This is a genomic window from Terrabacter sp. 2YAF2, assembly GCF_052114705.1.
In the GTDB taxonomy this organism is placed as follows: domain Bacteria; phylum Actinomycetota; class Actinomycetes; order Actinomycetales; family Dermatophilaceae; genus Terrabacter.
On sequence record NZ_JBFRFG010000012.1, the window covers coordinates 67,371 to 92,362 of the forward strand.

The 24,992-nt window shown below is 70.5% G+C and carries 20 protein-coding genes, 1 pseudogene and 1 riboswitch; of the genes and pseudogenes, 6 read left to right on the forward strand and 15 right to left on the reverse strand.

Going from position 1 to position 24,992, the window contains the following annotated elements:
* Positions 1-13 precede the first annotated feature (13 nt).
* From AB4030_RS14320 to AB4030_RS14345, 6 genes and pseudogenes are all read left to right on the forward strand, one after another.
* Positions 14-1,258, forward strand: coding sequence for a DUF58 domain-containing protein (locus AB4030_RS14320; protein WP_442279877.1), 1,245 nt, complete (start codon positions 14-16; stop codon positions 1,256-1,258).
* Positions 1,255-2,400, forward strand: a pseudogene (locus AB4030_RS14325) (DUF3488 domain-containing protein); the annotation flags it as partial. The gene AB4030_RS14320 and the pseudogene AB4030_RS14325, both read left to right, overlap by 4 nt.
* A 177-nt stretch (positions 2,401-2,577) precedes the next feature.
* Positions 2,578-3,567, forward strand: a complete 990-nt coding sequence (locus tag AB4030_RS14330) for a transglutaminase-like domain-containing protein (protein WP_442279926.1) — start codon at positions 2,578-2,580, stop codon at positions 3,565-3,567.
* Positions 3,568-3,679: 112 nt separating this feature from the next.
* On the forward strand, positions 3,680-4,540 hold the full coding sequence (ppk2, locus tag AB4030_RS14335) for a polyphosphate kinase 2 (RefSeq protein WP_442279878.1): 861 nt from the start codon (positions 3,680-3,682) through the stop codon (positions 4,538-4,540).
* A gap of 46 nt (positions 4,541-4,586) precedes the next feature.
* A complete protein-coding gene (locus AB4030_RS14340; RefSeq protein WP_442279879.1) occupies positions 4,587-7,352 on the forward strand; it encodes a cation-translocating P-type ATPase in 2,766 nt (921 codons plus the stop codon).
* Positions 7,353-7,375: 23 nt separating this feature from the next.
* Positions 7,376-8,047, forward strand: coding sequence for a phosphatase PAP2 family protein (locus AB4030_RS14345; protein WP_442279880.1), 672 nt, complete (start codon positions 7,376-7,378; stop codon positions 8,045-8,047).
* Here the strand turns inward: AB4030_RS14345 and AB4030_RS14350 are convergent.
* The 15 genes from AB4030_RS14350 to AB4030_RS14420 form a co-directional block, all read right to left on the reverse strand.
* On the reverse strand, positions 7,957-8,676 hold the full coding sequence (locus AB4030_RS14350) for a phosphatase PAP2 family protein (RefSeq protein ID WP_442279881.1): 720 nt from the start codon (positions 8,674-8,676) through the stop codon (positions 7,957-7,959). The genes AB4030_RS14345 and AB4030_RS14350 overlap by 91 nt on opposite strands.
* A 5-nt stretch (positions 8,677-8,681) precedes the next feature.
* On the reverse strand, positions 8,682-10,049 hold the full coding sequence (locus AB4030_RS14355) for a diacylglycerol/lipid kinase family protein (protein ID WP_442279882.1): 1,368 nt from the start codon (positions 10,047-10,049) through the stop codon (positions 8,682-8,684).
* On the reverse strand, positions 10,046-11,797 hold the full coding sequence (locus AB4030_RS14360; protein ID WP_442279883.1) for a SulP family inorganic anion transporter: 1,752 nt from the start codon (positions 11,795-11,797) through the stop codon (positions 10,046-10,048). The genes AB4030_RS14355 and AB4030_RS14360 overlap by 4 nt, the downstream gene beginning before the upstream one ends.
* Before the next feature lie 282 nt (positions 11,798-12,079).
* Positions 12,080-13,624: an RNA polymerase sigma factor gene (locus tag AB4030_RS14365; RefSeq protein WP_442279927.1), complete on the reverse strand. Its 1,545-nt coding sequence runs from the start codon at positions 13,622-13,624 to the stop codon at positions 12,080-12,082.
* A 340-nt stretch (positions 13,625-13,964) separates the two neighbouring features.
* Entirely contained in the window at positions 13,965-14,363 is a 399-nt protein-coding gene (locus AB4030_RS14370) for a universal stress protein (protein ID WP_442279884.1), read from the reverse strand.
* Positions 14,364-14,470: 107 nt separating this feature from the next.
* The gene (gene metX / locus AB4030_RS14375) at positions 14,471-15,754 is read right to left on the reverse strand and encodes a homoserine O-acetyltransferase MetX (RefSeq protein WP_442279885.1); all 1,284 of its coding nucleotides are present in this window, start codon (positions 15,752-15,754) and stop codon (positions 14,471-14,473) included.
* A 15-nt stretch (positions 15,755-15,769) separates the two neighbouring features.
* Positions 15,770-15,884, reverse strand: a riboswitch (SAM riboswitch).
* Positions 15,885-15,970: 86 nt separating this feature from the next.
* Positions 15,971-17,401, reverse strand: coding sequence for a DUF4192 family protein (locus tag AB4030_RS14380; RefSeq protein ID WP_442279886.1), 1,431 nt, complete (start codon positions 17,399-17,401; stop codon positions 15,971-15,973).
* A 183-nt stretch (positions 17,402-17,584) separates the two neighbouring features.
* On the reverse strand, positions 17,585-18,445 hold the full coding sequence (locus AB4030_RS14385; protein ID WP_442279887.1) for an inositol monophosphatase family protein: 861 nt from the start codon (positions 18,443-18,445) through the stop codon (positions 17,585-17,587).
* Complete coding sequence (locus tag AB4030_RS14390) at positions 18,421-19,188, reverse strand: glycerophosphodiester phosphodiesterase (protein WP_442279888.1); 768 nt, start codon at positions 19,186-19,188, stop codon at positions 18,421-18,423. The genes AB4030_RS14385 and AB4030_RS14390 overlap by 25 nt, the downstream gene beginning before the upstream one ends.
* The gene (locus AB4030_RS14395) at positions 19,185-20,324 is read right to left on the reverse strand and encodes an ABC transporter ATP-binding protein (RefSeq protein WP_442279889.1); all 1,140 of its coding nucleotides are present in this window, start codon (positions 20,322-20,324) and stop codon (positions 19,185-19,187) included. The genes AB4030_RS14390 and AB4030_RS14395 overlap by 4 nt, the downstream gene beginning before the upstream one ends.
* Positions 20,321-21,130, reverse strand: coding sequence for an ABC transporter permease (locus AB4030_RS14400; protein ID WP_442279890.1), 810 nt, complete (start codon positions 21,128-21,130; stop codon positions 20,321-20,323). The genes AB4030_RS14395 and AB4030_RS14400 overlap by 4 nt, the downstream gene beginning before the upstream one ends.
* Positions 21,127-22,143, reverse strand: a complete 1,017-nt coding sequence (locus AB4030_RS14405) for an ABC transporter permease (RefSeq protein ID WP_442279891.1) — start codon at positions 22,141-22,143, stop codon at positions 21,127-21,129. The genes AB4030_RS14400 and AB4030_RS14405 overlap by 4 nt, the downstream gene beginning before the upstream one ends.
* Positions 22,140-23,282 carry an extracellular solute-binding protein gene (locus AB4030_RS14410; RefSeq protein WP_442279892.1) on the reverse strand — a complete coding sequence of 381 codons (1,143 nt, stop codon included), beginning with the start codon at positions 23,280-23,282 and terminating at the stop codon, positions 22,140-22,142. Before AB4030_RS14410 ends, AB4030_RS14405 begins: the two co-directional genes overlap by 4 nt.
* 177 nt (positions 23,283-23,459) lie before the next feature.
* Positions 23,460-24,002 (reverse strand): YkvA family protein, encoded by a 543-nt coding sequence (locus tag AB4030_RS14415; protein ID WP_442279893.1) that lies wholly within the window; start codon positions 24,000-24,002, stop codon positions 23,460-23,462.
* A gap of 107 nt (positions 24,003-24,109) precedes the next feature.
* Positions 24,110-24,832 carry an EcsC family protein gene (locus AB4030_RS14420; protein ID WP_442279894.1) on the reverse strand — a complete coding sequence of 241 codons (723 nt, stop codon included), beginning with the start codon at positions 24,830-24,832 and terminating at the stop codon, positions 24,110-24,112.
* Between the last annotated feature and the right edge of the window lie 160 nt (positions 24,833-24,992).

The window sequence follows — 24,992 nt, forward strand, 5'->3', positions numbered from 1 at the left end:
CGGGGGCGCGTCCATGCGCTCGCTGCGCAGCGTCCTGACGACGAGGGGCCGGGCCTTCATCGGCTCGGGGACCGTCCTCGTGCTCGCCGGTGTCATCTTCGGCTTCCGCGACCTCACCCGCTTCGGCGTTCTCCTCGTGGCCCTCCCGCTCATCTCGGCGGTGCTCGTGCGCACCCGCAAGACCCGGATGCGCATCGAGCGACACACCCACCCCGAGCGGATCAGCGTCGGCCAGGACGCCCACGTCACGCTGTCGTTCGAGAACGTCTCGACCGCGACGACCCCGATCTTCCTCGCCGAGGAGCGCCTCGCGTACGTCCTCGGCGACCGGCCGCGGTTCGTCGTCGGCCGCATCCCCTCGGGACGCGTGCGCTCGATCGACTATGCCGTCCGCTCCCACCTGCGCGGACGCCACCACCTCGGCCCCCTCGGGGTGCAGGTGCAAGACCCCTTCGGCCTCGCCAACCGCAATGCCGTGCTGGAGGGGACCGCAGACCTCGTCGTGCTGCCCCAGGTGCACCCGCTCTCGTCGAACCGCCGTCCCAGCGCGGGCGTGGGATCGGAGGGCGAGCAGGCCCAGCTCATCGCCCTGCACGGCGAGGACGACGTGACGATCCGTGAGTACCGCGACGGCGACGACCTGCGCCGCATCCACTGGCCGGCAACGGCCCGCACCGGTGACCTCATGGTGCGCCAGGAGGACCGCCCCGCCCAGCGACGTGCGGTGGTGCTCATCGACCCCCGCCCGTCGGCGCACGGCGGCTCGGGCGCGAGCAGCTCGTTCGAGTGGGCGGTGACCGCTGCCGCGTCAGTGGCGGTCCACCTCTGCGACTCGGGGTATGCCGTCCACCTCGTCTGCGCCGAGACGGTCGAGACCACACGCGCGGCCGAGACCATGACGCCTGACGAGATCCTCGACGTGCTCGCCGTGGCGACCCTGCGCGAGGACACCGGGGAGGACGAGATCCTCCGCGCCGCGCAGGCGCTCGCCGCTGCGGGCGGGTTCCTCGTGGCCATCGTCGGGCCGTCGGGCCGTGACGTCACCTCCCGGGTCGCCAGCCTGCGCCAGCCCGGGACGACGGGGCTGGCTCTCGTCCTCGAGGCACGCAGCTTCGGCACGAGCGACGCCGAGGCGGCCGAGCCGCACGTCGACGCCCTTCGTCTCGCCGGATGGCGCGCCGTCGCCGTCCAGCGCGACGAGGACATCGCGCAGGTCTGGGCCCTGCTGACGGCCGCGACCGTGGGAGGCAGCCGATGACCCGTCGTCGCTGGAGGATCACTGTGCTCGGCGCGCTCGCGACGCTGAGCGCCATCTACCCCATCACCAGCCTCTTCATGGAGACGACGTGGCTGCCGCAGGCGTTCTTCGTCATCATCCTCGTGGCCGGGCTCGGTCTCGTCGGGCGGGGACTCACCCGCTCGCGCGGACTCGTCGTCCTGACCCAGGTGCTCGTCACCGCCTACGTCATCCTCGCCCGCTCGACCGGGGCGACCTTCGCGCTGCTCGTGCCCACGCCGGCGACCCTCGAGGCCGCCAACTCCCTCGCTGTGCAGGCGCTCGAGACGATCAACCGCTACTCCGCGCCGGCCCCGCTCAACGAGGGGATCACCTTCTGCCTCGTCGTGCTGGTCGGGCTCGTCGCGATCGCCGTCGACGCCCTGGCGGCCACCTGGCGCAGCCCGGCGGCTGCCGGGTTGCCGCTGCTCACCGCCTACCTCATCACGGCCGCCAACGGTGACACGGCACTGGCCCTTCGGTACTTCGTCGTGCCGGTCGCGGTGTGGCTGGTCATGCTGCACACCACGGCGCGCGCCCAGTTCGGCCGTTGGGGCACGGCCAACCCGACCGGGGACACCGAGGTCGAGGTGGCCGAGCACGACCGGGACGCCCTGCGCTCCTTCACGGCCGGTGCGCTCAAGCTCGGCGCCATCGCCGTCGTCGTCGCCGTCGTCGTCCCCGCCGTCATCCCGCACTTCCCTCCGCGCTACCTCACCGAGGGCCTCGGGCGAAGCGGCGACGGCGGCGGCGAGGGCTCGGTCGGCTTCAACGACACGCTCGACCTGTCGCGAAGCCTGAACAACCAGGACCAGACGCCCATCCTCACCTACACGACGACGGCGTTCACGCGCGCTCCGCTCCGCGTGCTCGCCACGTCGTACTACTCGCGGGGTCTGTGGACCGTCGCCAGCACGACCGGCCCCCGGCCGGACAGCCCGGCGCCCCTGCCGCCGCAGGACAAGCGACGCGACTACGTCATCACCGTCTCGGACAACACCCTGGCCGCGCCGCGCATCGCTGCGCCCTACCCCGTCGTCGCCGTGGCGATGGATGGCACGCCGTGGACGATCGACCCCGTCACCCGCGACGTTCGCGTCGGACGTGCCGTGAGCAGCTACCGCATCACCTATGCCGACCTCGCCCCGTCGCCGCCGCAGCTGCGTGAGGCCGGCCCACCGGACTCCCCTGACATCACCGACGACGACCTGACCCTCCCGGACCGCTCACGCGACCTCGTGCAACGTTGGTCCGACGAGGTCACCCGGGGCCAGACCAACGCGCTCGACAAGGCCATCGCCATCCAGGACCACCTGCGCGACACGAGCCGCTACACCTACACGCTCGACCTCGGCGAGCCGCTGCGGGACAGCCAGGGACGCCTGCTCGAGCCGATCCAGAACTTCTACGAGACCCGACGCGGGTACTGCGTGCAGTTCGCGACGGCGATGATCATGATGGCGCGGGCGCAGGGCATCCCGGCCCGCATGGCCATCGGCTTCCTGCCCGGGCAGCTCTCGGGCGAGCACTACGTCGTCCGCGCCAGCGACGCCCACGCGTGGCCCGAGCTCTACTTCCAGGGCTACGGGTGGCTGCGGTTCGAGCCGACACCGGGTGCCCGGGCAGGCACCCCGCCGCCGTATGCCGTGCTCGGCGCCGGCTCCGGCGCCACCGGGGGCGGCCGCCAGGTCACCGAGTCGGGTTCACGAGGCGCCTCGACGGGACGGCCGGTCCCGACGACGACCGAGGCAACCGCCGCGCCGGTGCCGCAGCAGCAGGGCTTCCTCGCCTCGCTGGGCGCGCTGTTCACCCTGCGCAACGTCGTCCTCGTCGTCGCGGTGCTGGTCGGCCTGCTCGCAGCCTTCGCCATGCCGATCACGGCCTGGCTCCTGCGTTGGCGACGGCGACGGCGAGCCGTGACCCAACGGGACCTCATCGAGGTCGAGTGGGACGACCTCACCTCGCACCTCGGCGACCTGGGCATCGGCACACCGGAAGGGGTGACGCTGCGCCAGCTGCGCGAGCGTTACGTCGTGAGTGGCCATCTCGACGAGGCGAATGCCACCGCGATGCGGCGAGTCACGGCGACCCTCGAGAAGTCGCGCTACGACCGGCCCGAGCGAACGACGCCGCAGGAGGCATCCCAGCTGCACGATGACATCCGGTCGATCCGGCGTCAGGTGGGGCGCACCCGTGCGTGGCAGGCCCGAGCGCGGTCCTTCTTCTGGCCCGAGGCCGGCGTCTCGTTCTGGCGCTCGCTTCCCGGTCGCCGCCTCCCCCGCCGCCGCTGACGTTGCGGGAAGGTCGGACGCGCTACGCCCACGCGAGTTAGCCTACGAAAGCGGCGAGCGCTTCCGTGGACCGCAACCGCTGACGCGACGCGAGTCGTGCAGGAGGCCGGCGATGAGCAAGAAGAAGGCCAAGAAGGCGAGCGCAACCGAGGACTCCCCGGTCGGTGCGGCAGGGACGTGGGACGAGCCCTCGGACTGCTCGAAGCTGCGTCGCAAGACCTACGAGGCGGAGCTCGAACCCCTGCAGGCAGAGCTCGTGGCCATGCAGGAGTGGGTGAAGTCGTCCGGGGCCAAGGTCTGCGTGGTCTTCGAGGGGCGGGACACGGCAGGCAAGGGCGGCACGATCAAGCGAATCGTCGAGCGCGTCAGCCCGCGGGTGTTCCGAGTGGTCGCGTTGCCGGCACCGACCGATCGGGAGAGGTCGCAGATGTACATCCAGCGGTACATCAGCCACTTCCCGGCCGCCGGTGAGGTGGTGATCTTCGACCGCAGCTGGTACAACCGCACCGGGGTCGAGCGGGTGATGGGCTTCTGCACGCCAGCCCAGACCGAGCACTTCCTCGAGCAGATCGCCGGTGTCGAGAAGGCCATGGTCGACTCGGGGATCATCCTGGTCAAGTACTGGCTCGAGGTCGGCCCCGACGAGCAGACGCGCCGGATCGAGAACCGGATCCACGACCCCCGGAAGGTGTGGAAGCTCTCGGACATGGACCTGGAGTCCTACAGCCGCTGGTACGACTACTCCCGTGCCCGAGACGCGATGTTCGCGGCCTCCGACACCCCGTGGGCCCCGTGGTTCGTCGCGCACACCGACAGCAAGAGGCGCGGCCGGCTGAACATCATCAGTCACCTGCTGAGCCAGGTGCCCTACGAACCGCTGAAGGTCAGGGACGTCGAGCTGCCCTCGCGTCAGGCTCCCGAGGGCTACCAGTCCCCGACCCTGCCTCCGCACTTCATCCCCACTCCGTTCTGAAGGCGAGACCTCTTCACGGCTGACCGCGTCTCCCAGGGAGGACACCATGTCCCAGAAGGTCACCGCTCCGACCGAGACTGCTCGGCGGGAGCACGCCGTCGCGTGGTGGGCCCTCCCGGTGGACGAGGTGACCACGCGGCTGGCTGTCGATCCGGTCAGGGGCCTGACCGAGCTGGAGGCGGAGCGGCGGCTCGGGGCGTCAGGTCCGAACGCGATAGCCGAGGAGGCGCCGGAACCGGTCTGGAAGCAGTTCCTGAAGCACTACCGCGACTACATGCAGATCGTGCTCGTCGTCGCGGCGATCGTCAGCCTGCTGATCGGTGAATGGGGGACGGCGGTCGGACTGGCGCTGCTCACCCTGTTCAACGCCTGGTTGGGGTACCACCAGGAGGGCAAGGCCCACGCGGCAGCGGCGGCCCTCGGGGCGATGCTGGAGGCGGTCGCCAAGGTGCGGCGCGACGGCTCGATCCTCGAGATCCCCGCGACGGAGATCGTGCCCGGTGACATCGTCCTCGTCGACGCCGGTGACCGGGTGCCTGCCGATGGCCGGGTCATCGTCGCCGCCACGCTCCAGGTCGAAGAAGGCGCTCTGACCGGCGAGAGCGTCGCAGTCGAGAAGACGACCGAGCCGCTCGGCACGACTGACGTGGCGATCGGCGATCGGACGTGCATGGCGTTCATGAACACCAACGTCACGCGTGGCCACGGGGAGATCCTCGTGACGACGACGGGGATGGGCTCCGAGGTCGGGCACATCGCGCACCTGCTCGCCGGGCAGAAGGTGGAGAAGACTCCCCTGACCAAGCAGGTCGACCGGCTCACGGTCTTCATCATCGGCGCCGCCCTCTTCGCCTTCATCGCCATCCTGATCATGGGTCTCGCCCAGGGTGAGTCCTTCACCGTCCTCTTCGGCATCGGTGTCGCCCTGGCCGTCGGCTCCATCCCGGACGCCCTCCCGGCAGTCGTGACCACGATCCTGTCGGTGGGCTCGGTCAACATGGCCAAGAAGAACGCGATCATGAAGGTCCTCCCCGCCGTGGAGACGCTGGGCTCGACCTCGGCGATCAACTCCGACAAGACCGGCACCCTCACCCTGAACCAGATGACCGTCCGGGAGTTCACGACCGTGGCTCATCACTACACCGTCAGCGGTGAGGGCTACAGCTTCGACGGCCAGGTGCAACGGACGACGGGTGAAGCCGAGGCCGACCTGGACTACGTCTTCTTCCCGTGCGCGCTCTGCGACGACGCCGACATCCAGGACGGCGCCGTCGTCGGCGACCCGACGGAGGGGGCGCTCTACGTGCTCGCCCAGAAGGGCGGCATCGACGTCCGGCAGTTCCGCCTGAACCACCCGCGCATCGCAGCGGTGCCCTTCGACTCCGACTACAAGTTCATGGCCACCTTCCACACGATGCCCGGGGCCGACGGGCAACCTGTCGTACGGGCCTACGTCAAGGGCGCGCCGGACGTGGTCCTGGACCGGTCGAGTCGGGCCCGGATGCCCGGAGGCGTGAGCGTGGAGCTCACCGCAGAGATGCGCGAGAAGGTCCTGGCCGAGAACGAGCGCATCGCCAGCCAGGGGCGGCGCGTCCTCGCGTTCGCCCAACGCGAGTTCGACCCTGCCACCTTCGACCCGTCCGCCGACCTGATGGAACTCATGCAGGACCTCGAGATGGCTGCGCTCGTCGGCGAGGTCGACCCGCCCAGGGCCGAGGCGATGCGGGCCATCGCCGAGGCCAGGCAAGCTGGGATCAGGGTCCGCATGATCACCGGTGACCACGCCGTCACCGCGGCCGCGATCGCCGGTGAGCTGGGCATCGAGGGGCGGGCCATCACCGGCGCCGAGTTCGCCGCACTCGACGACGAGCAGGCGGCCAAGCAGGTCGACGAGATCGGCGTGATCGCCCGGGTGGCCCCCGAGCACAAGGTCAGGCTGGTCGAGGTGCTCAAGCGCAACGGCCACATCGTCGCGATGACCGGCGACGGGGTGAACGACGCGCCCGCCATCGGCGCTGCAGACATCGGCATCGCCATGGGCATCACCGGAACGGATGTCGCCAAGGGCGCGGCCAAGATGATCCTGACCGACGACAACTTCGCCACCATCGTCGCCGCCGTCGAAGAAGGACGGTCGGTCTATGACAACCTGCAGAAGTTCCTGCGGATCCAGATCGCCAACCTGTTCATGTTCGTCCTCGCCTTCCTCGGCTCGAGTGCGTTCCAGATCGCCGGCACAGCGCTGCTGATCCCTTCTCAGGTGCTGTGGATCCACATGGCCGTGGTGGCGCCGCTGGGCGCCGTCATGGGTCTGGACATCGCCAGCCCGGGGATCATGCGGCGCAAGCCCCGTCCGTTCAACCAGGCCATCATCGTCAGGTCCATGATGGTGCGCCTGTTCGTCGACGGCCTGTTCATGGCTGCTGCGACGCTGGTGCTGGTCCAGATCGGCAAGACCACCTACAACTCGCTCGAGGTGGGGCAGACCATGGCCCTGGTCGGCCTGTCGCTCATGAACATCTTCCTCGCGCTCAACCTCCGTTTCCCCGAGGACAGCGCCTTCGGCAGCGCGACCCTCTCCAACCCGAAGCTGTTGTGGGCCTTCGCCTGGGCGTTCGTCGGGGCGATGCTGATCACGCAGATGCGCGTCCTGCAAGACCTGTTCCACACCACGCCCCTCGATGGCCGGCAGTGGGCCATCGTCCTCGTGCCCGGTGTCGTGCTGTTGCTCCTCGGCGAGCTGTACAAGGTCATCCTTCGCCTTCGGCGGGCGCACGACCGGAGGACAACGTCCGACCCGACCGCGGCGTAGGCCACCACCGGCTGACCGCGCAGGTGGCCTTCACCCAGCGCACGCGCCGACGATTCCTCGTCTGGGGGTCTGCCGGCACCGTGACCTGCCTGGCACTGTGTGTCGTGGCGGCGCACCGGCCGTCGGTCCTCACCCAGTGGGACCACGTCCTGATGCTCGGTCCAGACCGGTGGCGGCCCTCGGCGCCGTGGCTCGAGCGTCCGCTGGTGTGGGTGTCCTCCGCCTTCGGCACCGTGGCCAGCGCGATCGTGACCGCCGTGGTGGCCGGTCTGCTGTTGATCAAGGGGCAGCGCCGGGCAGCCGCCTACGTCGTGCTGGCGATCGCTGTCACCTCATTGGTCACCAGCGCACTCAAGCAGTACGTCGGTCTGGCGCGGCCCGTGGTGGTCGACCCGATCCTCCAGTACACCTCGAGCGCGATGCCGAGCGGCCACGCGTCGAACATCGCAGCGGCGGTCACGGTGGCGTGCGTCCTGTCGGCCCTGTTCGTGCGGCTACGCGCGCGCCGGCGGCTCGTCCTGGTGGTCGGGGTGCTGGTGGCGCTCGTCGTAGGTCTCGATCGGCTCATGCTCGGCGTGCACACCCTGACGGAGGTCGTTGCCGGCTACGCCCTCGGACTCGGGGTCGGGCTGCTCGCCGCGTACGTCGTCGACCCGGCGGCGCGCACCGGTGACGGTGGCGAAGCCCCCGACTGACGGTCGCCCAGCCGCAAGGCCACCATCGATGCCAGCTGTCCCAAGCCGGCACCAACAGTGGCGCCGACCACGACGTCCCCCGGGTAGTGGACCCCGGTGTACACGCGTGAGAACGCCACGACCCCTGCCGCCGCCCGCAGTGGCCAGCGCAGCTCGGGAACTGCCCGGCTGACCGCGACGCAGAACGCCGCGGCCGACGCGGAGTGGCCGGAGGGAAACGAGGCGGACGACGGCATACCGACCCACCGCGTCTGCGGCACGCCCAGCCGCGAACGGTGGGGACGGCGACGGGCTGCCAGCTTCATCGGCTGGTTGACCAGGAACGACGTCACCCCGATCGCGGCCACGCCCGTCAGGGCGGCTCGGCGCCCTCTCGCTCCCCCGACCGCGGCCAGGACGGCCGCCGTCAGGAGCCAGGGCTTGGAGAAGTCGGCGAAGTCCGAGCTTCGGCGCAGCGGTGTGTCGAGCCACGCCGTGGGCAGCCGCGCCACAGCCCGGTAGACATCCCGGTCGACCGAGTCCAAGGAGCGCAACATCCGCACCACCCTCGACAGCCGGGGATCGTCACGAGCCGAGAAGCGCTCGGCAAGCCGGGCCTCGACGGACTCGGGAGGGGTCGGACCGCTCACTGGCCTCATCCGGCCCTCGCACCGGCGCCGGTCGCCGTCTGCCAGAGCTCGACCGGGGTCGACCTCAGGGTCATCCGCGCCGGGTGGCTGTCGCGCGCCCTCTGCAGCGCCGCACGCGGAAGCCTGATGGTGACGGCCCCCGGCCGGATGACGAAGCGCAGCGGTGGATCCAGGACGAGGGCCTCGCCGTCGACGCCCACCTCGACGGGCCCGGACGAGTCCACCTCGAACTGGGACGCGGTCCACTCGTTCCACCCGGCGAAGTGCTGCACCTGGCCCGCCATCTCCAGGAGAGTCACCTTTTCCGCATCCGCAGCAGAGCTGACCCGTAGTGCGACGATTCCCAGCACCCCGGCGTCGAGGCGGTCGCGCGTCCCTCCGCCGCGCAGGTGCGCCAGGTCGTAGCGGTTGTTCGACACCAGCAGGAGCTGGCCGGGGACGGCCTCCTCCCCGGACGCCAGCCTGTAGTGCAGGTCGAGGGGTCTGGCTCCGGGACCCAGCATGTCCGGCAGGAGGGCCGAGGCGGTCTGCACCTTGGCATCCCGGTAGTCCGCCGACTGGACGACCTTGGCGTACACCCCCATCGATGCGTTGTTGACGAACACCCGCCCGTTGATCTCGGCCAGGTCCACCCGCCGGTCGACTCCGTCGTCGAAGGCATCCATCGCGCCCGGGACGTCCTCGCGATCGATTCCAAGGTCGAGGGCAAAGTGGTTGCGCGTGCCGGCCGGCACCACGACGAAGGGCAGGTCGTGTCGGCTCGCGACGGAGGCGACGATCGCCAGCGATCCGTCACCCCCAGCCATACCGAGCAGGTCCGCCCCCTCGGCCACGGCGGCCTCGGCCACTGCTCGTAGGTCCTCGCCAGGGGTGAGCACATGGGCCTCGACGCCCCGCTGCCGACAGAGCTCGACCAGCCCGAACCGCGCGACCTTGCCTCCCCCTGACCGCGGGTTCATGATCAGGACCGCGTGTTTGGCCCTGCGTGCGGCGTCGGCGGCGTCGGGCTGCGCGGTCCGGGGTAGTGCGTAGCCGGCCGCCACTGCGGAGATGGCGGCGAGACCCAGCCCGACCGCCAGCACGCGACCGCTCTCGCTCGCGAGGATCACCACGACGAAGACGACGAGCGCACCCACCACGAGCGCAGCAGCAGCGGCTCGGACGAGTCCTCGGCGCGACACCACGTACCAGGCGGCCACCACCGCGAGCCCGAGCGAGAGCACGCTCACCAGCAGGACGTCCCATCGGCGGATGGAGACGACGACGACGAAGAGCAACGCCGCCGCCAACGCTGTCAGCGCAAGTGCTGCCGAGGCCCTGCGCATCGGGGTGGGGCCCGCGCCGGGTGCGGCGGCCGGATCGGATGTCGTCATGTCGGCTCCTTCGGGTCTCCCCAGCTCACGCCGGTTCGGCGCTTGTACTCGGCCACGGCCTCGTCCACAGTCGGGAGGAAATGCTCTGGCGCGATGGTGCGGGTCAAGCCGTACCGCTCGATCTTCGCTCGAACCGGGTCCTTCATCTCCGCGAAGACCAGGGACACGTCGCGCGCGTTCAGCCAGGTGTCGAGCTCCTCCAGCATGTCCGCGGCCGTGGTGTCGACGTCGGTGATCGGCTCCGCGGCGACGACGATCCAGCGCAAGGTCGGATCGCGTTCAGCCATCTCGCGGACGGTCTCGCCGAAGCTCCGGGCATTGGCGAAGATGAGCGGGGCGTCGAATCGGTAGACCACCAGCCCGGGCAACCGCGCCGCATCGGGATAGCTCTCGGTGTCGTGCATCCCAGCGATCCCCTCCACGCGGCCGAGCTCGGCCTGGTGCGGCCACCAGGTGCGGCGGAACACGTTGAGGATGGACAGCCCCACCGCGACGAGGATGCCGGGTAGGACGCCCAGCAGGGCCACGCCGAGCAGGGCGATGAGGGACAGGAGGAACTCCGTCCGGCGCTGCAGCCAGAGCCGACGCACCCCGGCGACGTCGGTCAGCGACACGGCGGCCGCGATGACGACGGCACCCAAGGTCGGTTGGGGCACGTACCGCATGAGCGAGTTGGCGAAGAGCAGGACGACGGCGATCACGACGGCCCCCACGATCCCCGTGACCTGGGTCCGCGAGCCGGCCTGGTCCGCGACCGCAGTGCGCGATCCGCTGGTGCTGACCGGGAAACCCTGAAAGGCGCCGGCGGCGATGTTGGCGGCCCCGATGCCGATCATCTCCTGGTTGCCCTCGACCCGGACGCCCTTGCGGGCGGCGAAGCTCGAGGCCGTGGACATCGTGTCGGCGAGCGCGACGACGGCGATGGCGAGGGCGCCCAGCACCAGCGGCGGGAGATCTCCCCAGGTGACGTGCGGGACCGTGAAGGCGGGGAGGCCCTGCGGCAGCACACCGATCGTGTCGACCCCGTGGGCCTCGAGGTCGAAGAGGTTCACCGCCACGGCAGTCAGGGCCACGACCACGAGGACGCTCGGGACCTTGGGGATGAACCTGTTCAGGAGCAGGATGCCTGCGAGCGCGGTGAGTCCGATGAGGGCGGCCGTACGGTTGGCCTCACCGGCGAACAGGCCAGACAGGAAGGCGCTCGTCTCGGCGACCAGACCGTTGGCATCGGTGGAGAAGCCGAAGAGCTTGGGCAGCTGGCCGATGATGATGGTCAGCGCGAGCCCGTTCATGTAGCCGATCTGTGTCGGCTTCGACAACAGGTCGGCGACGAACCCGAACCCTGACAGGCCCGCGACGACCATGACGACGCCGACGATGACGGCCAGCATCGATGCGAGCGCAACGGCGCGCGTGGGGTCTCCGCCCGACAGCAGCAGGGGGGCGATCGTCGCCGCGATCATGGGGCCCAGGGACGAGTCCGGTCCCAGCACGAGCACGCGGGAGGGGCCGAACACCGCATACCCGATCAGACACAGGATCGAGGTGTAGAGACCCGTGACGGGCGGCAGCCCGGCCAGCTGCGCATACGCCATCCCCTGCGGCACCAGCAGCGCGGACAGGACCAGCCCCGCGACGATGTCCTTCGGGAGCCACGAGGGCTCATAGGAGCGGGCCAGACGCAAGCCCGGAACGCGCTCCGCCCACTCGCGCGGCCCGACGTCAGGTCGGTCGGCGAGCTCGGCCATGGTCAGCCGACGATCTTGGGGCGCGGGCCGAGTTGGGGTCGGCCAGCGCCCGAGTGCTCTCGTCCAGCTCGGAGAACAGGCACGATCCGAGCCTACCGGCGGCCGGCCCCGCCGTCCGGCGTTCTCGAAGGGCCCCTCACCGGCACGGATCCCATCGGTTGGCATCGACGCCGCCATGCCGGAGACCGTCCCCCTCGTGCCCGGCGCGGGGGCGCGGACGACAGCGGGTCAGGTACCCGAAAGGGCACCTGACCCGCTGGACCGCGACGGAAGCGCTGCCCGTCAGTCGAGGTAGTCGCGCAGCACCTGGCTGCGGCTCGGATGACGCAGCTTGCTCATCGTCTTGGACTCGATCTGCCGGATGCGCTCGCGCGTCACGCCGTAGACCTTGCCGATCTCGTCCAGCGTCTTCGGCTGGCCGTCGGTCAGGCCGAAACGCATCGACACGACGCCGGCCTCACGCTCTGAGAGCGTGTCGAGCACCGAGTGCAGCTGCTCCTGCAGGAGCGTGAAGCTCACGGCGTCGGCCGGGACGACGGCCTCGGAGTCCTCGATGAGGTCACCGAACTCGCTGTCGCCGTCCTCGCCGAGCGGGGTGTGCAGCGAGATGGGCTCGCGGCCGTACTTCTGGACCTCGACGACCTTCTCCGGGGTCATGTCGAGCTCCTTGGCGAGCTCCTCCGGGGTGGGCTCGCGGCCCAGGTCCTGGAGCATCTGCCGCTGCACACGGGCGAGCTTGTTGATGACCTCGACCATGTGGACCGGGATGCGGATGGTGCGGGCCTGGTCGGCCATGGCACGCGTGATGGCCTGGCGGATCCACCACGTCGCGTAGGTCGAGAACTTGTAGCCCTTGGTGTAGTCGAACTTCTCGACGGCACGGATGAGGCCGAGGTTGCCCTCCTGGATGAGGTCGAGGAAGAGCATGCCGCGACCGGTGTAACGCTTGGCGAGGGAGACCACCAGTCGCAGGTTGGCCTCGAGCAGGTGGTTCTTGGCCTTCTTGCCGTCCTGGGCGATCCACCACAGCTCACGCTTGAGCTTCATGTCGATCTTGTCGCCGGAGTTGAGCTTCTCCTCGGCGAACAGGCCCGCCTCGATGCGCTTGGCGAGCTCGACCTCCTGCTCGGCGTTGAGGAGGGCGACCTTGCCGATCTGCTTGAGGTAGTCCTTGACCGGGTCGGCCGTGGCGCCGGCCGTGACGACCTGCTGGGCCGGGGCGTCGTCCTCGTCGTCGTCGCGGATGACGAAGCCGGACTCCTCGGTCTCCTCGGTCTTGGCGGCCACGGCAGGGACGACGCCGTCCTCGGAGTCCTCGTCGGCGTCGACGGGCTCGACGACGACGTCCTCGAGCTCGCCGACCGGGGCGTCCGTGGGCTCGGCGTCGTCGGGGCTGTCAGCCTCGACGACGACGCCGTCGGCCGGCGTCGCGGCCTTGCTCGCCGCGGTCTTCTTCGCCGCCGTCTTCTTCGCGACCGGCTTGGCAGCCGCCTTGGCGACGCCGACGTTGGTCGCAGCCTTCTTGGTGGTGGTCTTCTTGGCGGCGGTCTTCGTCGCCGCGGTCGCGGTCGTCGTCCGTGTCGCGGACTTCGTCGCCGCGGCCGTGCTGGTGCGTGCGGTGGCCACAGTGCCTCCCTTGGTCCCTGTTCGGGTCTTCTTCGTCGTGCTGGCGTGGGGCGCGTCGACGACGATCTCGATGTCGTGGGCCTCGAGCGTGGTGAGGACCGGCTTCATCTGCTTCAGGTCCAGACCGGCATCGACCTGGGCGCGGGCGATCTCCGTTCCGGTGATGGTGCCGTCAGTGCTGCCCTTGACCAGGAGCTGCATGATCGCCTCGTGCTGGAACACCTTCGGCAGGGTCTTCGGAGCTCCAGCGGTTGTTGCCTTGGGCACGGATGCAGTCGCCTTTCGTCGCAGGCCTCGTCGGTTGATCACCCCGGTTTCGGGCATGCATCATCACAACGAAGAAGAATGGGGTTTGGTGCCGGGAGGGCGTGGCCTGTCGGAGTCGATCCCTGTCTCGAGCTCTCGGTGCGCCTGGTGCGATCCGGTACTCCGACATTATAAAACGGCACACGCCATCTGAGCGAACGGACGGCGAACCCGCGCACGGCGCTGATCGGCTGACGAGGCCGATGGGACCCGCCCACAGGCGACCCCCGACGCGTCACTCGCCCTTGACCGCCAGGACGGGACAGCTCGCGTCGAGCAGGATCCGCTGCGCGTTGGAGCCGAGGATGAGCTTGCCCACCGGGCTGCGGCGCCGAAGCCCGATGACGATGAAGTCGGCCTTCTCCTCCTCGGCGACGGAGATGAGGTCCTCGGCGGGGTCGTTGCCCCGGACCAGCTGCCGCACCTCGTGCTCGAGCCCCTTCTCCTCGAGGATCGCCTGCACGCGGGCAAGCTCGCTCTCGAACTCCCTGGCCTCGTCCGCGTCAAAGTCCTTGCCTCCACGGTGGGAGCTGATGACGACGAGCTTCGCACCGCGCAGGACGCATTCCTCGGCGGCTCGCTTGAGCGCCGCGCGACCTTCTTTGGTGGCGACATAACCAACGACGATGGCCACTTTCCCGGACCTCCTTGGGACGGAAACAACCAGTGCTCGCACCGTACCCGATATCGAGGCACGTCCGGTGCGTCCCGCGCGCACCGCGCAGACGTGCCCAGCCGGGTTCAGCCGCGGCGGCGGTCCAGCGCGCCTCGGATGATCCGGCCCACCTGCTCCTCCTCGATGAGGAATCCGTCGTGGCCGAAGTCGGAGACGATGTGCGCACGCTCGGAGAAGGGCAGGGCGGCGTGCAGCTCGTCCGAGAGGCGCGGTGGGTAGAGGCGGTCGGTGTCGACCGACACGATGGTGCAGTCGGCGCTGACGCGGCCCAGGGCTGCCGGCAGACCGCCCCGGTCCCGGCCCACGTCGTGGGAGTTCATCGCCTCGGTCAGGACGACATAGGAGTTCGCGTCGAAACGTCGCGCCAGCTTGCCGGCGTGGTGGTCGAGGTAGGACTCGACGGCAAAGCGACCTCGGTCACCGGCGCGCAACGGGTCCTCGCCGAGCTGGGCGGAGCGCCCGAAGCGCTCGTCGAGCTCGGACTCCGTGCGGTAGGTGATGTGGGCGATGCGACGCGCGAGACCCAGGCCGGTGTCCGGGCGGCGGTCGCTCGAGTAGTAGTCCCCGCCCGCGAAGTCGGGATCGTGACGGATGGCCAGCAGCTGCGGCTGGCACCAGGCGATCTGGTCGGCGGTGGCGCGGGCGGTCGAGGCGAGGACGATGCACCGGTCGACGTCGTCAGGATGCGTGACCGCCCACTCGATCGCTCGCATGCCGCCCATCGAGCCGCCCACGACGGCAGCGACCCGGCGGATGCCCAGGTGGTCGAGGAGCAGACGCTCGGCTGTGACCTGGTCACGGACGGTGACGTAGGGGAACCGACTCCCCCAGGGTTGGCCGTCCGGGGCGGGAGTCGACGGGCCGGTGCTGCCCTGGCAGCCGCCGAGGACGTTGGAGGCGATGACGAACCACTCGTCGGGGTCGACCGGGCCGCCCTCGGCGACCAGGGAGTTCCACCATCCGGGTGATGGGTGCCCCGGCCCCGCCTCACCGACGACGTGGCTGTCGCCGGTCAGCGCGTGCTCGACGAGCACGACGTTGTCGCCCGCGTCGTTGAGCCGGCCCCACGTCTCGTAGGCGATGCGGACGTCTGGCAGCACACCTCCGCGCTCGAGCTCCACGTCACCGATGTGGACGAACTGCCGCGCACCCACGGGATCGCCGTCGCGCCAGGCACCGTCCGGTTCGCGCCGTGCAGGCACCGTGGTCTCGTCGCCCCGGTCCGCCGTCCTCGGCCCAGCCGTTGCGTGACCGGACGACGGCGGGGCGACGCCCTCGGACGGCGCAGTGCCAGCGGCAGCGTGCCGCGCGGGACGACGCGAGCTCGGCTTCCGGTGGGTGACGGTCATCGGGGTACTCCTCGGTCCTCGCGCTTGCACGCACCCGGGACGAGCGCGGCCAGGTCCTCACCCGGGGCACCCCACCGCGTAGGAGGGTTGCCGACCAGCGAGCCGGGGCTTGTCGCTGGTACTCGTGACCTGGTCAAACCATACGCGAGACGCCCCCCGGAGGAGATCGGCCGGTCCACGACATGGACGCCCCCGCGGGCCGGGTGCGCCGAGGGGTCACGCGCAGCGGGACGGCCGGAGGCCGTGGTCGAGCGACCGGCGCACCAGTCGGCTCAGCCGGTGGTCGGGCTCGAGGTCGAGCGCATGGTCGACCGCCACTCCGGCCCGCGCCCCGTCGCCACACCACCACGCGAGCGCCGCGACGACCGAGAGCAGCGGTGCTGCGTGCACAGCCGGGGTGAGTCGGCACACGGGCTCGAGGCGTCCGAGCACCAGGCGCGGCAACGTGGCCTCGTCCCAGTCCTCCCAGCTCTCACCGGTCTCGCGTCCGCGGACTCCGTCGGGGCCGGCGGGCCGGTCGGCGGCGTCACCCGCCGGGGCGTCGGACTCCACTCCCGGGACGCCGCCGGGCGCAGGCGCCGACCCGAGGTCGAGCAGCTCGTGGAGGGCCCGCAGCGCCTCGCGATCCGAAGCGGTGAGCCGCGACGCGACGTCGCCACCCGTCCCGCCGCCGTCGCCCGTGACGTCGCCTGCTTGGCCCCAGGCCGAGTCACGCGCTGAATCGAGTCCTGCGTCGCCGGCCGTCGGGGCGAGTCGCAGCTCCGGACCGAGAAGCACGTCCAGCATGACGACGAGGTCGTCAGGGAACGTGTCGAGCGGCACCGTGCCCGGGCACAGCCATCCGATGAGGGCGTCCCGGACCTCGACGTCGCGGAGCGGCCCCACGAGGGACGGCAGCCAGTGCTCGATGCCGTAGCCCTCGATGTCACCGTTCAGCACCCCACCCCAAGCGACCAGTGAGTCGTTGACGAGGAACTGGCGCGCGGACGGGTCGCCGCCCTCCAGCACTCCGAGCCCGGTGCTCGCAGAGCTCGCGCGCCGCGGGAACCGACGGCGCCTGCCGGCTGGGCCCGGCAGGTCGCTCACCGACCCTCCAGCGGCCCGGTAGCGGCGCTGCCAGTCCTCGATGGCCGCCAGGGCCAGGTCGTGCCGGGGCTCGGACGGTGCGAGCGGCTCGACGAGTCGGGCCAGCTCGTCGCGGTCCGGGAGCACCGCGTGCCCGAGTGCCACGTAGCTCGCAACGGCAGGCACGTCGGCCTGCTCGGGCAGGAGCCAGCCCTCGTCGGGGCAGCAGTCGCACCCGACGGAACGCCAACGGCCGTCGCGGACGACGAGGCGCTCCCGGACCATGACTCGATCGGCGGAGATGCTGTCGGCGATGGCCTCGAGCAGGGGAAGGGACTCGTCGGGCATGTCCTCGAAGCCCACGAGGGCCACGGACGAAGGCGCCCCCTGGAGCAGGGTCGGCACGGTCTGCTCAGCTGCCTCCTCGGCCAACTGCGCGTCGACGAGATCGAGGCGGGCCACCAGTCCGAGTCGTTTGCCGTGGAAGCAGACCACGACGACGCTGCGTGCCGGCTGGAAGCCCAGGTGGAAGGGGATGATGGTCAGCAGCTCGGCCGGCCCGGACAGTGAGATCTTCGGCATGCACCGAGCCTCGCCCCCGCCTTCCGCCGGGGACAGGCCCGTCGGCTGGCCTGTGGACGAGCGCCTGTCACGCCGAGGAGGTGTGGATCGAGCGCCGCGAGGGTTCACCGCATCCTGACGTCAACGTGCCCTCGCTCACGCAGTCCGGGGTGACCACAACCACCCTGGGCCGGTCCCCTCCGGTCAGGGCAGGCGAGGTCGTGGGCGAAGGAGGCCACCCAGGGCGGCATCCACCCCCGGGGCAGCAACGGAGAAGGGCCCCGGCACCGGCCACCGAGTCTCCCGACCGGCGACGTCGCGAACCACGGCGCCGGCTTCCGCCGACAGCAGGAGCGCCGCGAGGTGGTCCTCCGGTTGGAACTCCCCGATCACCGCACCGGCCGCCCGGCCGGCACCCACCGACGCGATGGCCAGCGTCCCCGAGCCCATCACGCGGCTCGTGCAGTGCTGCCCGGCCAGTCCCTCGAGCAGCTCGAGCATCCCGGGCCACGGCACGTACGACGCCCATTCGGTGAGAACCACCTGCCCCTCCGGAGTCGTCACGGGTGAGGCCCGCACTGCCACGACACTGCCGTCGGGCAGGCGCCGGTGCGCCCCTCCGTCTGCCCGGGCCGTCAGCACCTCATGACGCCAGGGATCGCCGACGACGCCCACGAGCGGAACGCGACCCACCGAGAGCGCGAGGGAGAAGGAGGTCCACGGCAGTCCCGACGCCAGGTTGGTCGTGCCGTCGACGGGGTCGCACCACCAGGTAGGGCCGCCGCCGTCGAGGTCGGTGCTCCCCCCGAGCTCCTCCCCCACGACAACGTGGTCGGGAAACGCCTGCGCCAGCAGCGCCCGCACCGCCTCCTCCGTGGCCACGTCGATGTCGGTGACGACGTCAGCGGGGTGCGCCTTCGTGCGCACGACCCCCCGTGGCACGTCGCGCATCACGTGCGCCGCGAGCTCGGCGCACTCCACAGCCACCTCGAGCGCGTGCTCCATGTCGATGCCGTATGCCGCCGCGGCAGCCGCTGCGCTCACCGCGCCAGCGTCTGGTTCCACCGGGCCACCTCCTGCACGACGAGGTCGACCTCGTTGCTGATCACCGCGTCGGCCCCCTCCTGCAGCACCGTCGCGATGGTGTCGCGGTCATCGACCGTCCAGCAGCACAGCGCCAGCCCGTGGTCGGACGCCCAGTCGCGGACCGGGCCGCCCAAGGCCTCCCAGTGCGGGTTGAACGCCTCGGGCCGCAACTCGTCCACGAGCTCGTCGGAGGGCAGCCCGTCTCGAAGCTGCTCGCCCCACGAGAGGAAGATCCGGGCGTTCGGATCGGCTAGGCGCACGGCGCGGAGGGCGTCGACGTGCCCGCACCAGACGACCTGGCTCGGCCGCACCTCACCCGCTGACGCGGCCCGCGCCACCGTCGAGAGGGCAGCCGAGGCCCACTCCCCGGAATCCATGTCGATGAGCAGGCCGACACCCGTGCTGGATACGGCGCGCAGCACCTGCTGGAGCTGCGGGATCCGCATCGACCCCATACCGGGGGCGGCACCGACCGCGTCCACCTCGTGCACCGTCAGCTCGCGGATGTCGTGCTCGACCTCCCACAGCCGGGCGAGGTTGTCGTCGTGCAGGACGACGCTCACCCCGTCGGCCGTCGTCTTGACGTCGATCTCGACGAGGTCGGCACCGGCGTCGATGGCGCGCAGTACGGCCGGAAGGGTGTTCTCCCGGTGGGTGACCGGGTCGCCACGGTGGGCGACGGCGAGGGCACGGCCGCCACCGGCTCGCGGGTCGATGGTCACAGCAGACGCCCGTCGCGGTAGACCAGCACCCGTCGCAGGCCGATCCTCACCTGTCCCCGCGGCTGCGCGACGGCGGCGGCGTCCGCGTCGACGTAGGCCCGGAGCGTCGACCCGGCGACCGACAGCACGACCTCGGTGAAGTGGCCGCGGGGGATGATCCGGTCGACGACCGCCGAGACCCCAGCGTTCCCGACGAGACCCGTGACGACCACGTCCTCAGGCCGCACGGTGAGGATGTCGTCGGCAGCGCTCGAGACCCCCTGCCGGAGGTTGGTCGATCCCACCGGCACCCGCAGTTCGCCCGAGTCGACGCTGAGGACGACGACCGGCCCCGCGGCATCGCCCTCGAGTCGGCCGCGCACCGTGTTGGTCGCGCCGACGAAACCGCCGACGAAGGTCGTGGCCGGCGTGCGGTAGAGCTCAGCGGGGGCGGCGTACTGCTCGATCCGCCCGGCGTTCATCACCGCAACCCGGTCCGACATCGAGAGCGCCTCGTCCTGGTCGTGCGTGACGACGACGGTCGTGATGCCGAGCCGCTGCTGGATCTCGCGGATGTCCTCGCGCACACGCACCCGCAGCTTGGCGTCGAGGTTGGAGAGCGGCTCGTCGAGCAGGAGCACCTGCGGCCGCTGCACGAGCGCCCGCGCAAGGGCGACCCGCTGCTGCTCGCCACCGGAGATGCGCGCCGGCCGCGAGCGCACGTGGTGGGTGAGGCCGACCAGCTCGAGCACCTCCTCGACCTGGGTGCGGATCTCCACCTTGGGCAGCTTTCGCAGCCGGAGCGGGAAGGCGACGTTGTCGAACACCGACATGTGCGGCCACAGCGCGTAGTTCTGGAAGACCATCGCGGTGGGCCGCCGCTCGGGGGGCAGACCGGTGACGTCACGACCCTCGATGGTCACCGCCCCCGCATCGGGCCCGAGGAAGCCCGCGACCATGCGCAGCGTGGTCGTCTTGCCGCAGCCCGAGGGCCCGAGCAGGCAGACCAGCTCGCCCTTCGCGACCCGCAGATCGAGGTCGTCGACGATGGTCTTGCCCCCCAGCACCTTGCTGACCCCACGCAGGACGAGACCGTCGGTCGCGGCCTCCGGCACGGCGGCCGCCTCGGCGGTGTGGGGGCGGGTGGTCGAGGTCATCTGATCTGGAACCCTTCGGCGAGCTGACCGCCCATGACGTGCTTGCGGACGAGCAGGAGCAGTGCCGCCGACGGGATGGCCAGGAGGATGGAGAACACGGCGGACACCTGTGGCGGGTAGTTGAGGACGAGGGAGTACATCTGGGTCGGCATCGTCACGTAGTCGGGGTTACCGACCAGGTAGGTGCCCTGCGCCTCGTCGAAGGAGGCGAGGAAGCTCATGATGAGCGCGACGACGATGCCGGGGGCGGCGAGCGGGAGGGTGACCGTGCGTAGCACCGTGATGCGCCCCGCCCCGGCGTCACGGGCCGCCTCCTCGTAGGCGCGGGGGACGGCCGCGAAAGCCGCTGCCGGGATCCACGTCATGAAGACGACGGTGCCCAGCAGGTGGATGATCACGACACCGGAGAAGGTCGACATCAGACCCAGCGTGTAGAACAACGAGGCCAGGGCGACGAAGAGCCCCATCTTGGGGAACGCGTTGGTGGCGAACAGGCCGATGAGGAAGAACCGTCTTCCCGGGAAGTCGAATCTCGCGAAGGCGTAGGCGGCCGGTAGACAGATCAGCGCCGACACCGCCATCGTGACCAGGGCGAACTCGAAGGACAGCACCACCGACCCCTTGAGGTTGGGGTCGTCGAAGACCGCCTGCCACCACGACAGCGTCCAGCCGTCCGGGCCGAGCGACGGGTAGCTCCAGCTCGTGGCGAAGGCGCGGACACCGAGCCAGATCAGGGGTCCGAGGATGAAGACGCCGAGCACGGCGAGCAGAACCGCGGTCAGCGTCTGCCCGCTCGCGCGCCTCACGACGGTTCCGTCGCCGCGGGGTCCGAGGCCCCGCGGTAGTTGGCCCACACGTAGACCACCCCGAAGCCGGCGGCCACGACGAAGACGACGACGGCCATCACCACCGAGGCCTGGGGCAGGTTGTAGGAGGTGAAGTAGTCGGCCATGTCGACCCCGAGCATCTTCGGCGCGTTCGGCCCGGTGAAGTAGGGCACGGTGAACGACCCCAGCGTGCCGATCGCGGTGAAGGTGCCAGCTATGACGGTCGGCACGAGCGCCATGGGCGCGACGACGTTCCAGACGACCCGAGGTATGGACGCACCCGCGTCACGGCCCGCCTCGATGAGGGCGTCGGGCACGCCCTGCACCCCCGACACGATCATGAGCGTGGCGAACGGCAGGTGGGTCCAGACGAGCCCGATGACCACGGCGGTGGTGGTGTAGCCCCAAACCGGCGCAGTGAGGCCGACGTGCGAGGCGACGGAGCGCACGAAGCCATCGCTGGAGTAGAAGGTGAGGATCGCCCACGACGCAATGACGACGGGGATGAACATCGGCACGACCGCGAGCGCCGAGAGCATCCTGGAGGCCCACGTGTCGGTGAGCCGCACGTAGAGGGCGATGACCCAGGCGAGCACGAGCACGATCACCGTCGTGAGCAGCGCGACCACGACGGTGACGACGAGGTCGCGGCGGAAGCGGTCGTCCGCGAAGAGCTGGGTGTAGGCACCGAAGCTCTGCTTCCACCAGGCGTCCACCTTCACCTGGTCCTTGGCGATCAGGCTGACGGTGGCGTTGGGGCCACCGGTGTGTCCGAGGCTGTAGGCGACGGCGACGAGAATCGGGAAGCCGACGAAGACCGCGACCAGCAGCAGGGGCGGGCTCGCGAGCAGGAGACCGGTCAGCCGGTGGCGCCGGGTCGGGCGCCCTGAGGAGGCGGTTCCGGGCGGGACGCTCCCGGGGGTCACCGCCCCGGACGGGACGGTGTCAGGGGTGACGGTCGCAGCCGGGACGGTCACCGGGGGAAGGGTCATTGCCCCGGGACGTTCTGGTCCCACAGGTTGTTGATGTCGCTGCTGTGGTCGGGGTTGTATCCGGGCCGTAGCGTGTTTGCGTCGGCCGCCGCGAACTTCTCCTGGATCGCCTGGCTCATCTTGCTCATCGAGATGGCGGGGTAGCCCGCGATCTTGTCAGCGATCTTTGCCTGCTCGTCGGGCTGGAGCATGAAGTCGACGAGCTTGTAGGCCAAGGCCTGGTTCTTCGACGCCTTGGTCACACCGACGTAGGCCGCCCCGCCGGTGAAGGCCGGGTCCTTGATCTGCTGGGCCTTCATCGTCTTCGGGATGGTGCCGGCCGCCTGACCGGAGATGAACTGGTCGGACCACACCGGTGCCAGGTCGATCTGTCCCGACGAGAGCAGTTGCAGCACCTGGTTGTTGCCGTTGGGGTAGACCCCCTTCTGGTAGACCGACGGGGTCAGGTCGGAGAGGGTCTTCCAGCCGGCGTCCCAGTCCTTCTCGAGGTCCTTGTGGTAGCCGGTCGTCATCTGGTCGCGGTCTGCCTGCGGGGTCGTCTTGTCGAGGACGGTGACGACGAAGGCCTGCCCCGATCCCCCGCTCTTGGGAGAGTTGTAGGTGAAGCGCCCGGGGTGCGCCTTGATCCATGCGAGCAGGGCATCGAGGGTCGTCGGCGGGTCGGGGACCTTGCCCGGGTTGTAGGCCAGCAGCACCGAGGACGCGCGGTAGGGGACGGCGCCCTTGCCACCGGCGGCCACGACCGCGGGGTCGACACTGGCCAGGCCGGGCACCTGACTGGCACTGACGTCGGCGAGCAGCCCGGCACCGGCCGCCTTGTCGGTGAAGCTGGCGACCAGGTCGACGCCGGGATCCTTGCCCTGCTGGGTCGCCGCGGCCAGTCGGGCGAAGTTCTGCTGGTCGTTGCTGCCGTGCAGGTCGAAGGTCAGCTTGACCGTCGTTCCGGGGTTGGCCTTCTGGAAGTCCGGGATGAGGACCTGCTGCCACAGCTCCTGCACGTTGGTGTCGCCGCTCGCGGCGACGGTGATGGCGTTCCCATCCCCGCTGCCGCTCCCCGCGGCGGAGCCCGACGAGCAGGCGGTGAGGGCGACGGTGAGCGGCGCGAGGACTGCGGCCGCGAAAACGGTGGATCGGCGCATGCCGACACCCTGTCCCGTGGCGGAGGTTTTTGGCAAGATCTCACGGGAAATTGGCAAAAAATGACCTCAAGCGTTCGCCTCACGAACCCGCAGCGTTCGCCATCCCGGATCCATCTGCTCCGTGAGCCTGCCGGTGAAGGAGTGCTCCTGCAGCCGGACGACGTCGTTCGACCCCGTTCAGCGCTCCAGACGCTTGCGCACCGACTCGAGGACGTAGTCGGTGGCCGCCTGCCGCGCGCCCTCGGGTAGCCGCACGCGGTCCCCGCGACCGGCACTCGTGGCCGGCTCCGCACCAGCGGTCCCGCCGGTCGTTGCCTCCGTCGCACGGGCCGTCAGCCGGAGGACGCCGGCCCTCTCACGAGGCGGCCGTGACGGGCGCACGCGCACGCCCTGGCCGGCCTCCCAGGCGATGAAGCGATCGGTCTCCTCGAAGAACGCCTTGATCGCCCACGAGATGACGACGGCGTCGTCGGCGGCGCCGACGACGGGGAGGATCGCCTCGGGCAGCAGGTCGATCGGGGACGCGACGTAGGCGACCGCCCCGGCGACGAGCCCGAGCCGCTTGAGGGTCGTGCCGGCATACGTCCGCTCCAGGGTGCAGCGCACGAGGCGTGGCACGGCCTGCACCCGCTCCGGGATGCTCGGTGCGCCAGGCCGGGTGGAAGCGCGCACGACCGATGCGACGGTGGCTGCCATCTTGATGCCGGATGCGGTCTTCATGCTCGGCCCAACGAGCGAGTGGCCGGGGCGATTCCCCCGCGCTGACGGCGTTGCGAAACGGTGATCTTCCCTCTCCTCACAGGTCTGGCTCGCCCAACCCGGTGGGCTCAGGGCCCGAAGGTCGCGACGGCCGGGAACTCCTTGGCGGCCTGCTTGGCGATGCGGCTGAGCATGTAGACGTCGACCGCCGCGCCGATGAGTCCGCCGACGAGGGGCACGGCCCGCCCGAGCCTGGCGAACGTGCCCTGGCCGATACGGCCGAGCAGGCGGAAGCCGACGGCCTTGTTGAGGACCATCAGGGCCGGTGCGGGCAGCCGGTCGAAGGCGACCGACGACAGCTTGCCTCCGGCGGCTTGCAGGCCGGCCTTCTTGAGCAGGTCGTCGCTGTCGGCACCGGCGAGACTGAGCAGGATCGCCGAGCGGATCTCGGGCTGGTCGATGTCGTAGCCCCGCACCTTGGCCGTGGCGGCCGTCATGCGGGTGGCGAGGAGGTAGAACTCCAGGACGTTGGCGGGCAACGAGATCGGCATCGTGAAGAACCCGCCCAAGCCGGTGGCGAAACCGCCCACGGCACCGAGCTGGCGGTGGTCGCGGGCGATGACCCGAAGGGCCTGTTCGCGATCGCCATGGGCTTGCTCGAGTGCCTTGGCCGCCACCTCGTGGGCGGGGTCGAAGGGCCCCTTGCCGTCGATGCCGACGTCGAGGAGACGTTCGACGAGTCGGGTCGCCGCTCCCGTGAGCCCTCCCTCGGCAGGCAGAGCGGCGCGCTCGAGCGCGCCGGCGTCCTTCGCCTTGCGCAGCTGTGCGGCGGTCGCGTCCGATGCCTTCATCGTCGCGTCCCTGCTCCAACCCAAGATGCTCACGAGTTCCCGCCTCTGTCTGTGATGTCTGTTTTTGCGCGGCTCGGTCGCCGCCGACGACACCGTAAGCCGCCGGCGTCGCCCGTGGCACCCTCGTACCCAGTCGACGGCGCCATGGGACCACACGCGA